The organism is Stenotrophomonas sp. 21LCFQ19 (assembly GCF_056861425.1).
In genome coordinates, this window is the sequence record NZ_JBSPUF010000004.1 from 145607 (window position 1) to 157853 (window position 12247).

Annotated in this window: 11 protein-coding genes; 1 reads left to right on the plus strand and 10 read right to left on the minus strand. The window is 64.6% G+C overall.

Features of this window, described 5'->3' with window-relative positions:
- Positions 1 to 28: 28 nt before the first annotated feature.
- The 10 genes from proB to AC13FW_RS06385 form a co-directional block, all read right to left on the minus strand.
- Complete coding sequence (gene proB / locus AC13FW_RS06340; protein WP_481533047.1) at positions 29 to 1177, minus strand: glutamate 5-kinase; 1149 nt, start codon at positions 1175 to 1177, stop codon at positions 29 to 31.
- A 4-nt stretch (positions 1178 to 1181) separates the two neighbouring features.
- Positions 1182 to 1439, minus strand: a complete 258-nt coding sequence (locus AC13FW_RS06345; RefSeq protein ID WP_482988544.1) for a YciI family protein — start codon at positions 1437 to 1439, stop codon at positions 1182 to 1184.
- 346 nt (positions 1440 to 1785) lie between these two features.
- Positions 1786 to 3084: an argininosuccinate lyase gene (locus tag AC13FW_RS06350; RefSeq protein ID WP_482988545.1), complete on the minus strand. Its 1299-nt coding sequence runs from the start codon at positions 3082 to 3084 to the stop codon at positions 1786 to 1788.
- An 82-nt stretch (positions 3085 to 3166) separates the two neighbouring features.
- On the minus strand, positions 3167 to 4120 hold the full coding sequence (gene argC, locus AC13FW_RS06355) for an N-acetyl-gamma-glutamyl-phosphate reductase (RefSeq protein ID WP_482988546.1): 954 nt from the start codon (positions 4118 to 4120) through the stop codon (positions 3167 to 3169).
- The gene (locus AC13FW_RS06360) at positions 4117 to 4731 is read right to left on the minus strand and encodes a GNAT family N-acetyltransferase (protein WP_482988547.1); all 615 of its coding nucleotides are present in this window, start codon (positions 4729 to 4731) and stop codon (positions 4117 to 4119) included. Before AC13FW_RS06360 ends, argC begins: the two co-directional genes overlap by 4 nt.
- A complete protein-coding gene (locus AC13FW_RS06365) occupies positions 4728 to 6056 on the minus strand; it encodes an acetylglutamate kinase (protein ID WP_482988548.1) in 1329 nt (442 codons plus the stop codon). Before AC13FW_RS06365 ends, AC13FW_RS06360 begins: the two co-directional genes overlap by 4 nt.
- Positions 6057 to 6128: 72 nt before the next feature.
- A complete protein-coding gene (locus tag AC13FW_RS06370; protein WP_482988549.1) occupies positions 6129 to 7226 on the minus strand; it encodes an acetylornithine deacetylase in 1098 nt (365 codons plus the stop codon).
- A gap of 159 nt (positions 7227 to 7385) precedes the next feature.
- Positions 7386 to 8576, minus strand: coding sequence for an argininosuccinate synthase (locus AC13FW_RS06375; RefSeq protein WP_482988550.1), 1191 nt, complete (start codon positions 8574 to 8576; stop codon positions 7386 to 7388).
- Positions 8577 to 8722: 146 nt separating this feature from the next.
- Positions 8723 to 9733 carry an N-acetylornithine carbamoyltransferase gene (locus AC13FW_RS06380; protein ID WP_481533041.1) on the minus strand — a complete coding sequence of 337 codons (1011 nt, stop codon included), beginning with the start codon at positions 9731 to 9733 and terminating at the stop codon, positions 8723 to 8725.
- 302 nt (positions 9734 to 10035) lie between these two features.
- Complete coding sequence (locus tag AC13FW_RS06385) at positions 10036 to 10593, minus strand: hypothetical protein (protein WP_481533040.1); 558 nt, start codon at positions 10591 to 10593, stop codon at positions 10036 to 10038.
- 164 nt (positions 10594 to 10757) lie between these two features.
- Between AC13FW_RS06385 and cysS the strand changes: the two genes are divergently transcribed.
- Positions 10758 to 12125 carry a cysteine--tRNA ligase gene (cysS, locus tag AC13FW_RS06390; protein WP_296251622.1) on the plus strand — a complete coding sequence of 456 codons (1368 nt, stop codon included), beginning with the start codon at positions 10758 to 10760 and terminating at the stop codon, positions 12123 to 12125.
- The last annotated feature ends 122 nt before the right edge of the window (positions 12126 to 12247 follow it).

Consider the following 12247-nt stretch of genomic DNA (forward strand, 5'->3'; position numbering starts at 1 on the left):
TCTGTCCTGCCGATGATCAAAGGAAAACTCACAGCAACACCAGGTCGTCACGATGGACCACGTTGTCGCCGTAGTTGTAGCCGAGGATGGATTCGATCTCGCTGGTGTGGTGCTGGCTGATGCGGCGGATATCGACGGCGGAATACTGGCTGACGCCACGTGCCACGCGCTGCTGGCCGTGCGGATCGAACAACCGCACTTCCACCATGTCGCCACGACGGAACTCACCTTCCGCGCCCACCACGCCACCGGGCAACAGCGAGGCGCCCTTGTCGCGCAGCGCACGTGCAGCGCCGGCGTCGATCAGGATCGCGCCTGGTTCAAGCGGTGCGTGCTTCAGCCAATACTTGCGCGCGGCGATACGTGACTGCCCGGCATGCAGGCGCGTGCCATGCAACCTCCCCTGCGCCAGCCCGCGCACGACATCGCCGCTGCGCCCATTGAACAGGAAGGTGTCGATCCCCGCGGCTCCAGCTTTGGCAGCAGCCTGCAGCTTGGTATGCATGCCTCCAGTACCGACCGCACTGCCACTGCCGCCGGCCATGGCAAGGACCTCCGGCGTCAGCTCGGTGACCTCATTGATCGGTTCTGCATCAGGATTGCTGCGCGGATCGGCGGTGTAGAGGCCGTCGATGTCGGTAGCGATGAACAAGGCATCGGCATCGACCAACGCCGCAACGATGGCGGCGAGATTGTCGTTGTCGCCGAGCTTGAGTTCATCCACCGACACGGTGTCGTTCTCGTTGATGACCGGAAGCGCACCGAGCGCCAGCAACTCGTTGAGCGTCGCGCGCGCATTGAGGTAGCGGCGGCGGTTGCGCAGGTCGTCATGGGTGAGCAGCACCTGCGCCACCGGGCGTTCAAAGAAGCGCTGCCACAGCCCGATCAACTGCGCCTGGCCCAGTGCAGCCAAGGCCTGCCTGGCCGCCATGGCCGCGCCGGCTTCGGCGGCCTTGGGTACGATGGCGCGGCCAGCGGCCACTGCGCCGGAAGAGACGATCACCACTTCGCGCCCGGCCAGCACATTGGCCGACACGAACTGCGCCAGCCCAAGCGCGAAGCGCGGGGTCAAGCCACCACCATCGGCCGCCAGCAGGCTGCTGCCGACCTTGAGGACGGCGCGGCGCCACTGCGGCAGCGCTTGTTCGGTGAACGGCGAGAACGATGTCTGGATCATGGGATCAGCGGGTATTCCACTCATGGATGGTCAGCTCGGAGCTGCCGTGGATGGCCAGGGGGTCGCTGGCGACGATGGCTTTGGCGGCGTCGAGGGTGTCGACATTCTTCAGCACGTAGGCACCGCCGGTGCCGTCGCTGAAGCCGCCGGTCAGGTGAAGCTGATCATTGCCGCTGAGTACATCGAGAAAGGCTTTGTGTGGCGCGATCACCGCGTCGTCGAACGACGGTTTGCGCATGGCCAATACCAGGTAGAGCTTCATTGCATTCTCCTTTAGCTGCCTATGACACCACGCCAAAGCGGAAGTTGGCGCGATTGCTTTCGCTTGGAACTTGCGTTGGCTTTGGCTTCGGCTTCTGCTCTGGCTTCTGCTCTGGCTTCTGCTTTGGCTTTGGCTTCTGCTTTGGCTTCTGCTTTGGCTTTGGCTTTGGCTTTGGCTGTCCCTTCTCCCGCCTGCGGGAGAAGGTGCCCGAAGGGCGGATGAGGGGGCTTGTGACTTTAACTAGCTAGAAGCTTCCCCTCACCCCAACCCCTCTCCCGCAAGCGGGAGAGGAGCTTGAGCAAGAGCCAAACCAATACGGGCGCCTTCCGGCGCCCGCATCAGAACATCAGCCCTGCAACGCGCTCCAGCGCGCACTGAGCTCTTCCAGTCGCAGATCCGCGGCAGCACCGGGCGACACGCGCGCCGCCAGGCTGCCTTCAGGCGTACGCCCCTGCCCCGCCGTATCCGCCGCCTCTGCTGCGGCTTTGTAAGCATCACGGAACGGCACGCCCGCCACCGCGGCTTCCACCGCAACGTCGGTCGCATACATGCCCGAATCAATCGCTGCGCGGATGTTGTCATCGCGCCAATCCAGATTCGACAGCAAGGCAGGCAGCAGTTCCAGCGCGGCCAGTCCACGACCAAAGCCGTGCACGATTGCCCCTTTGGAGTTCTGCAGGTCGCGCTGGTAACCGGATGGCAGCGACAGCAGCTGCTCGATCTCGGTACGCGCGGCAGCGATGCTGGCGTGGGTAGCGCGCATCAACTCGATCACGTCAGGGTTGCGCTTGTTCGGCATGATCGAGCTGCCAGTGGTGTACTGCGCCGGCAACGCGACGAAAGCGAACTCGCCCGTGGTGAACAGCGACAGATCCCATGCGATACGACGCAGGTCCAGCGTCGCCCCGCCCAGGGCTTCCAATGCGGCGAGCTCGAACTTGCCGCGCGAGAGCTGCGCGTAGATCGGGCTGATCTGCATGCGCGAGAAACCCAGCGCCGCCGTGGTGTGTTCGCGGTCAAGCGGCAGGTTGACGCCGTAACCGGCGGCCGTACCCAGCGGATTGGTGTCGATCAGCGCGCGGGTGTCGCGGGCACGGATGGCATTGTCGATGAAGGCCTCGGCCCAGCCGGCCCACCACATGCCAGCAGAGGAAACCACGGCGCGCTGGATATGCGTGTAACCCGGCAAGGGCTGCAGCTGTTCGGCAGCGGCGCGGTCCAGCGCGACCTTCGCAACTTCGGTGCTGATCTGCGCAACACGCTCCAGCTTGTCCTTCAGCCACAACCGGGTAGCGACCAGGATCTGGTCGTTGCGGCTGCGGCCGGTGTGGATCTTGCGGCCAGCATCGCCCAGGCGCTCGGTCAGCCGCGCCTCGATGGCCGAGTGGCAATCCTCGTACTGCTCGTCCAGCACGAAGGCACCACTGCGGAAATCGTCAGCCAGGATCGCCAGCTCGCGCTTCAGTGCTGCCAACTCGTCGGCACTGAGGATGCCGATGTGCTGGAGGCCTTCGGCATGCGCGGCGCTGGCCTGGATGTCGTGCAGGAAGAACTCGCGGTCCAGGATGACATCGTCACCGGCCAGGAAGGTCTGGATCTTCGCGTCCACCGCAACGCCGGGTTTCTGCCAAAGCAAATTAGTCATGTCGATCTCTCTAAATGCAGCCATGTAGGAGCGGCATAGGCCGCGAAGCTGGCAACCTTCCAGTCGCCGCTACCCACCAGAATCAGTACGGAACCGCCATCAGCTCATCCAGCCCCAACGCCCGGTTGAGGTTCTGCAATGCCTGCGTGGCCGCACCCTTGAGCAGGTTGTCGATGGTCGCCACCACCACCACGCGCTTGTTGCCCGGCGCCATGGTGAAGCCACCAATCTGCACGCCGTGCTTGCCGGCAATGCGGCTGACCCACGGCGCCTCATCCACCACTTCAACCAGCGGCTCGTTGGCGTAGCGCTGCTGGTACAGCGCCATCACTTCCTCGCGACTGCGCGGCTGCTGCAGCCACAGGTTGACGGTCATGGTGATGCCGCGGAAATGCGGCGCGACATGCGGCATGAACTCGACCGGTACGCCGAGCTGGGTCGACACCTCGCGCTCGTGCACGTGGTTGGTCAGCGCATACGGCATCAGGTTGTCACGCAGCAGCTCGGGGTTGTTCTTGTCCGACGGCGTGGTGCCGGCACCGGACCAACCGGAAACGCCGAAACAGGTCGGCGGACCGGCCAGCTGGCTCAGCAGTGGCGCGATGGCCAGCTGCATCGCGGTGGCGTAGCAGCCCGGGTTGCTGATCCGCTTCTGCCCGGCATAGCGGGCGCGGGTCAATTCCGGCAGACCGTAGTACCAACTGTTGTCAAAACGATAGTCCGCTGACAGATCAACGATCACCGTATCCGGCGCGTCTGCATCCAGCGCGGCCACAAACGGTTCGCCCTTGCCGTTGGGCAATGCCAGCACCACCGCGTCCACACCCTTGGCGGCAACCGCGTCCGGACCAAGGCTTTCGTAGCGCAACTCGCCCTTGTAGTCCTCGTTATGGTCGGCCACGCGTTGCCCACCGAGCTCGCGCGAGGACACGAAGGCCAGCTCGATGCGCGGGTGTGCGGCCAGCAGGCGGATCAACTCGGCGCCGGTGTAACCGCGCGCGCCAACAATGCCTACCGAGAATTTCTTGTCAGTCATGAATGCGAATCCAGAAGGAATTGCAGGTGGGCTTTCACCGCCGGCCACTCCGTGTCGATGATGGAGAACACCACGGTATCGCGGCGCGACCCATCGGCGTGACGCTTGTGGCTGCGCAGCACGCCATCCTGCTTCGCGCCGAGGCGGGCGATGGCGGTGCGCGAGGCATGGTTGAACCAGCTGGTCTCGAAGCCCACGCTGATGCAACCGAGGGTTTCGAAGGCGTGAAGCAACAACAGCAGCTTGGCTTCGGTGTTCAGCCCGCTGCGCTGCACGCGCGGGTGGTACCAGGTGTAGCCGATGTTCAGGCGTGGCACGTCGGCTTCCAGCGCGTAGAAGCGGGTGCTGCCAACCACCTCGCCGCTGGCATCGCGGACCACGAACGCCAGCACCCTGCCCTGCGACTGCGCTTCCAACGCAGCAACGACGTAGTGACCGGCGTGCTCGGGGGTCGGCACATTGGTGTACCAGCAGCGCGACAACTCGCCTTCACCCAAGGCGCGCTGCAGCGCCGGCACATGCGCAAGCTGCAACGGCTCCAGCGTCACATGCCGCCCCTTCAGGATGGGCACCTGACCCCAGTGTCCGGCGGCGGCCAGATCCATGCTCATCCCTGCAGGCTCGGTTTGCGCTCGCCGCAGTGCGCGACGTAGCCCTTGATGCTGTCGAAGTCATTGGCGCCGAACCAGAACACCTTCCAGTGATCGAGCTTGTAGCAGCCATCCGACTCGGAATAGTAGAAATGGTTGACCGGGTTGCCGTTGCGCGAGCGCCAGAACAGCTGCGGGGTTTCTTCCAGCATCACGTTCCACACCGCGCGGCCCAGGCCTTCGCCCTGCGCGTCATCGAGCACGGCGAACTTGTCCAGGTACACGCCCTCGGCTTCATCGGTCAGCACCACCGCAGTGCGATAGTTCTCGCTGACGTAGGCGCGCAGCAGCTTGGTTTTCTCGAAATAGTCCGGCACCAGGGTGCGGCCGAAGCTCGACTCGATCAGCGACTTCAATCGCGCGGTATCCAGCTGGTCCCACGACGTCGCCTTCAGCACCTTTTCACCACGCCGTACCAGCGTGCCGGAACCCTTGTGGGTGAACAGCTCCTTGGCCAGGTCGGCCGGGCGCGTGATCGATACCGAGGACTCTTCCGGCAAACAATCCAGCAGGTCCTTGATCTGCTCGATCTTGACCCGCATGCCGCCGTGGATCCACGGCTGCTGCATCAACTGGTCATACTCGGTGGACAGGTTGATCGAGTCGATCAGCTTGCCTTCCTCGTCGAGCAGGCCGCCGGTACCGGTCAGGAAGATGATCTTGTACGGCTGCAGTTCCTGCACCAGCTCGTTGGCGGCAAAGTCGGCGTTGACGTTGAGGATCTGCCCGCTCGGGGTTTCGCCCAGGCTGGTGATCACCGGGATCGAGCCGGCACGCAGGCTGGCCTCGATTGGCGCCAGGTTGACCTTCTTCACCTCACCAACCAGGCCGTAGGTATCCACATCCAGGTACTCGGCCTCGAACACGCCGCCGGTGATCGAGGTGGCGCGTGCACCGTTCTGCTGCAGCGCTTCGACCAGCTTGAGATTGGACTGCTGGAACACCTTGCGCACGATCGCCAGTGCCTCGGGCGAGGTCACGCGCAGGCCATCGACGGTTTTTTTCTCGATGCCTGCGGCCGACAGCTCGGCATCCAGCTGCGGACCAGCGCCGTGCAGCACGATCGGGGTCAGGCCGACTTCCTGCAGGAACGACAACGACGAAGTCAGCGCTTCCAGATCGTCGCGCAGCACGGCGCCACCGACCTTGACCACGGCAAAGCGCTTGGCATCAAGCTGCGAGAAGCGCTTGAGGTACTGGCTGATTTCCTTCGCGCTGGCCATGCTCGAAAGCAGGCGGACGATGGTCTGGCGGGTCTGGCGGTGCGGCTGCATGGCTGGGGACATTGCTTGTATCTACATGGCGACCTTGAGGGTCGCGGAAAGGAGCCGGCGGCAAGCCGCCGGGCCACGGGCGGCTCAGGCGCCGCGTTGCAGGATCTGCAGCACCGACTCGGCGTAGCGCTGCAACTGCTCCAGCGTGACGAACTCATCGGCGGTGTGGGCCTGGGCGATATCGCCCGGGCCGTACACCATGGTTGTGTAGCCACCGGCCGAGAACAGCGAAGCCTCGGTCCAGAAATCCACGGCATTGCCGATCGGCAGGCCAAGCTCGTCGGCGATGTCGCGCGCGGCGAGGCGACGTTCCTCGGCGCGGGCGATATCACCGGATGGCAGGCTCGGGCCACGGAAGGTTTCTTCAAAATGCGCGGCCTGCGGCTCGGCGAAGCCGGCAAAGGTCCCGAGCAGCGCGTCGATATCCATCGACGGCAACGGCCGGAAGCCAAAGCGCAGCTCGGCCTCGGGCGCGATCATGTTGGCCTTGATGCCGCCTTCGACGCGGCCGATGTTGAAGCGCAGGCCGGTCAGGCCGCCAAAGCGTGCATGCGCCAGCGACTCGACATGCTCCAGCGCCTTGCCGCCCCAGCGCATCGCCTGGTGCAGGGCACTGGCGGACGGGTCCTGCTTGCCCGAGGCGTGGCCGGCGCGGCCCTGGAACTTCATCAGCACCGAGCTGATGCCACGGTGCGCGAGTACCGCCTCGCTCATGGTCGGTTCGGCGACGATCACCGCTTCATAGGCGATGCCACGCGCCAGGAAGGCGGCGATGCAACGCGGGTCATTGGCTTCTTCGTCACTGGAGAACAGGAAGGCAGCATCGCCGTCGGTCAGGTTGGCGGCGGCCACCAGCGCTGCGGCGGCGCCCTTGATGTCGCAGACGCCAAGGCCGACAACGCGGTCATCAAAGCGGCGCATCACGTGCGGATCGGCCGACCAGTGCGGCGAATCCGGCACGGTGTCCAGATGCACGTTGAACAGGTATTTCGGCGTGCCACGCACCGCATGGAAGCTGACCGCACCGGCACCGTGGTCGATCACCTCGACATTGAAGCCCGGCAGGTTGTCGCGCAGGTAATCAAAGATGCCACCGGTGGTGATGGCACGCGGCGGATTGCGGGTGTCGTAGGACACCAGCTTTTCCAGGTGATCGAGGGTGGATTGGAGCAGCTTGGTCATGGTTTCAGTTCATGGCGGAGGCGGACGAAGCTCCCTTCTCCCTGCGGGAGAAGGTGCCCCAAAGGGGCGGATGAGGGTAAGGCTGCGCCGCCGTTGCATGCAGCTGCGCCCCTTCCCTCACCCCAACCCCTCTCCCGGTGGGAGAGGGGCTTTGTGCGCTTAGCGATTTACCTGCGCGTACAGCGTCGAGCTCATGCCGAACAGCTTGATGAAGCCTTCAGCTTCTTCCACGCCCCAATCGGCCGACTGCGCATAGGTTGCGCCCTTGGCGTTGAGGATGTGTTCCGAACGCACCGCCACCGCATCAACGCGGCCGCCGCGGGTTTCCAGCACCACTTCGCCGGTGACCTTGGCCTGCGAGGCCTTCAGGAAGGCTTCGATGTCGGTCTTGAGCGGGTCGTGGTAGAAGCCTTCGTACACCAGCTCCACCCACTTGCGCGCGACTTCGGGCTTGAAGCGGTTCTGCTGCTTGGTCAGCACGGTGTCTTCGAGCGCGCGGTGCGCGGCCAGCAGCGAGACCAGGCCCGGGGCTTCGAACACAATGCGGCCCTTCAGGCCGATAACGGTGTCGCCGGTGTAAACACCTCGGCCGACGCCGTACTGCGCGAACAGCTTGTTGAGCTTGGCCAGGATCTGCTCACCCGGCAATTCCTTGCCGTCCAGCGCCACCGCTTCGCCTTCGACGAACTTCAGGGTCACGGTCAGTGGCTCGATCGGCCAGGCGCTGCGCGGTGCGCACCAGCCACGGGCGCCTTCGCCCGGGGCTTCCCACTTGTCGATCTCGCCGCCGGACATGGTCAGGCCCAGCAGGTTCTCGTTGATGGTGTAGGCCTGCTGCTTGGCGCGCACGCCGAAGCCACGCGCTTCCAGGTACTTCTGCTCGTAGGCGCGGGTCTGGGTGTGTTCCTTCTGGATTTCACGGATCGGCGCGACGATCTGGTAATCGCCCAATGCCTTCACCGCCAGGTCGAAACGCACCTGGTCGTTGCCCATGCCGGTGCAGCCGTGGGCGATGATGTTGGTGCCCAGCTCGGCGGCGCGCTTGAGCGCGGCATCGACGATCAGGTAACGGTCGGAGACCAGCAGCGGGTACTGGCCCTGGTAGCCCTCGCCTGCCCACACGAACGGCTTGACGAAACCATTCCAGATGGCTGGGCCGCCATCGACGGTGACGTGGCTGGCGACGCCCAGCTCGGCCGCACGCTTTTCGATGAAATCACGCTCGTCGGCATCCACGCCGCCGGTGTCGGCGAACACGGTGTGCACGTTGTAACCGCGCTCCTGCAGGTAAGGCACGCAGAAGCTGGTGTCGAGGCCGCCGGAGAAGGCGAGGACGATGTCTTTGCTCATGGGGAAGGAATCTCTGCTGTGGTTCTTGAGCCCCTCCCCCGCCGGGGGAGGGGTTGGGGAGGGGGTAATGAAGTGGAGGCGTTGCCTGGAGCGAGGAGCGTTGCCCTCACCCCAACCCCTCTCCCACTGGGAGAGGGGCTAAAGCATTACTTGCCGATCACTGCCGCCATGATCGCCTTCTGCACGTGCAGGCGATTCTCGGCTTCGTTGATTGCAATACATTGCGGCGAATCCATCACGCCGTCGGTGGCCTTGACGTTGCGGCGCAGCGGCAGGCAGTGGCTGAACACGCCATTGTTGGTCAGCGCCATCTTGGCTTCATCGACGATGAAGTGCTTGTACTGGTCGCGGATCGGCTTTTCCGGTTCCCAGTTGCCGAAGAACGGCAGCGCGCCCCAGCTCTTGGCGTAGACCACGTCGGCCCCGGCATAGGCACTCTGGATGTCGTGGCTGACCTGCAGCGAACCACCGCTTTCGGCCACGTTCTGCTCGGCCCAGCCCATGTAGCGCTCGTCCAGGATGTAGTCCGGGGTCGGGCACAGCAGGGTCACGTCCATGCCCATGCGGGTGGCAATGGTCAGCGCCGAGTTGGCCACGGCGGTGTTCAGCGGCTTGGGATGGTAGGTCCAGGTCAGCACGTACTTCTTGCCACGCAGGTCGCTGGTACCGAAGTGCTCCTGTAGCGCCAGGATGTGCGCCAGCTCCTGGCACGGATGGGTGATGGTCTCCATGTTGATGACCGGCACCGGCGAGTACTTGGCGAAGCTCTTGAGCACCTGGTCCTCGCGGTCCTTGCTCCAGTCCACGAACTTCGGGAACGCGCGCACGCCGATCAGGTCGACGTAACGGCCCAGCACCTTGGCCACTTCGGCAATGTGCTCTTCGGTATCGCCGTCCATCACCGTGCCGAGGTTGAACTCGATCGGCCATGCGTCCTTGCCCGGCTGCAGCACCACCGCGTGGCCGCCCAGCTGGAACGCGCCCAGCTCGAAGCTGGTGCGGGTGCGCATGGACGGGTTGAAGAACACCAGGGCGATCGACTTGCCCTTCAGGTCATCACCCAGCTTGTTCTGCTTGAACAACGACGCTTGGGTAAGCAGCGCGTCGAGCTCGGCGCGGCTCCAGTCCTGGGTGTTCAAAAAGTGCTTCAGAGACATCGATCCATCCTTTATTGCGGAGATCCACCGTCGCCGGTGGGCGGATGCGCATGCGCGCGGCTCATTGCGTTTGAAACTTTTGCCGAACCAGAAACGAAAAAACCCAGCCTGGGCTGGGTTTTCCGAACAGACAGCACGAAGCTCCGGTCACCCAGCGAATATGTGGGATTCCGGTCGGCGGGCACGCGAGGTCATGCCGGTGGCCATCCGGGCGGTGCTGGTTTCGTGCTGGAAGCTGGTTGCTTTCATCGTCGCGCATACTCGCACGCGGGTCAGGCCGGCGCAAGTGTCGCGGTGCAACATCACGGAACGCTGTTCGCGGCCGGCGGCGCCTGGCCGATATCCGGGGTGATCGACACCCGCAGCTTGAGCCGGTTACCGGGGTCTTCCGGCAGCCGTGAGCGGAATTTGATGCCCTTGTAGACGTAATCCACGTCGTAGGCGATGGGCCGGCGGAATTCACGCCCAACCTCGACGATCTTGCACTCCGGGGTCAGCAGCGCGGGAGAACCGCCTGAACCCTGTGGGGCAAGCGCCATCTCCTCTTCCCGGGCCTGCCCTTCGTGCTGGCTGAAAATGCCACGCACCGAGTCCCAGAAGCGGCGGAAACCGCCCTTGTCTTCCTCACCCTTCACCTGCACAGGCGCCAGCGTGCGGGTCGATACCGGCTCGCAGTGCTCCTCGGTACGACTTGCGCGCAGGGTCTGGAAGACCGGCTCGACATTGAGCACCTGCGCGTAGTCGTAGCGCACGTTTTCCACGATCACCACGCGATTGCGCTGCTCCGGCTCCTGCGCGAACGCGGGCACGGCGGCACCAGCCAACAGGCAGATCGTCGACAGCAATGGAGCAGGTTTCATCAAGATATCGGCAGGAACAGGGCGCGGGTGACGGGTACTAGTGTAGGCAGCACAGCTGCCCCGGGCCTGAACATTACCCATCCGTACGCGTATTGCCCAGCCCGGGGATGCCCGACCCGGCCCGGACCGCTAGAATTGGCGGGTTCGTTTACCCCCGGATTGCCATGACCCTGCGCCTGCACAACAACCTGACGCGGCAGCTGGAGCCGTTTGCTCCGCTCGACCCCGCCGCCCCCACCATGTATGTGTGCGGCCCCACGGTCTACAACTATGTACATATCGGCAATGCGCGCGGCCCGGTGGTGTTCGGGGTGCTGGCCGACCTACTGCGTCGCCGTTACGGAAAACTGCGCTACGCCCGCAACATCACCGACGTTGACGACAAGATCAATGCCGCGGCCAAGGATCAGGGGGTGCCGATCTCGGCCATCACCGACCGTTTTGCCGCCGCCTACCGCGAGGACATGGCCGCGCTGGGCGTGGTGCCGCCGGAGATCGAGCCGGAGGCCACCGCGCACATGCCGCAGATCATCGCCATGATCGAGCAGCTGATCAGCACCGGCCACGCCTATGCCGCCGAGGGCCATGTGCTGTTCTCGGTCAGCAGCTTCGCCGACTACGGCAAGCTCTCGCGCCGCGACCCGGAGGAAATGCTGGCTGGCGCGCGCGTCGAGGTAGCCCCCTACAAGCGAGACGCCGGCGACTTCGTGCTGTGGAAGCCCTCCAGCGACGACCTGCCGGGCTGGGACTCGCCCTGGGGCCGTGGCCGCCCGGGCTGGCATATCGAGTGCTCAGCGATGGCTGCCGCGCATCTGGGCCCGACCATCGACATCCACGCCGGCGGCGTCGACCTGCAGTTCCCGCACCACGAGAACGAGATTGCGCAAAGCGTCTGCGCCCACGGCGGACAGACCTTCGCCCGTTTCTGGCTGCACAACGGCATGCTCAACTTCGGCGGCACCAAGATGAGCAAGTCGATCGGCAACATCGAGCGCGTGCACGATCTGGTGCGCCAGCACCCGCCGGAAGCGCTGCGCTATGCGCTGCTGTCGGCGCATTACCGGCAACCGCTGGAGTGGTCCGATGCGCTGATCGAGCAGTCGGTGCGCACGCTGGACCGTTTGTACGGCACCTTGCGTGACCTGGTTGATATCAGCGCTGAGGGCGCTATTCCGGCCGGCGTCGAGGCGGCGCTGGACGATGACCTCAACACACCGTTGGCACTGGCCGAAGTGGCCCGTATCGCCAGCGAAGCGCGCAAGGCCGAGTCCAGCGAAGAGAAGTCGCGCCTGAAGCGTGAGCTGCTCGGCGCAGGCCTCGCTCTTGGCCTGCTGCAGCAGGCGCCAGCCGAATGGTTCGGGCGTGGTGCTGAAGCCGGCGACGATGCACGTATCCAGGCCTTGATCGACGAACGCATCGCCGCCAAGCAGGCACGCGATTTCGGCCGTGCCGATGCCATCCGCGACCAGCTGGCCGCGGAGAACATCGTGCTGGAAGACACGCCGCAGGGTGTGCGCTGGAAGCGCGGGTAAGGCTTGCCCTCACCCCAACCCCTCTCCCGCGCGCGGGAGAGGGGCTTGAGCGGAAGCTGCAATTGCACACATGGCGTCGGCTAGCGACGCACTAAACCCCTCTCCCGCCTGCGGGAGAGGGG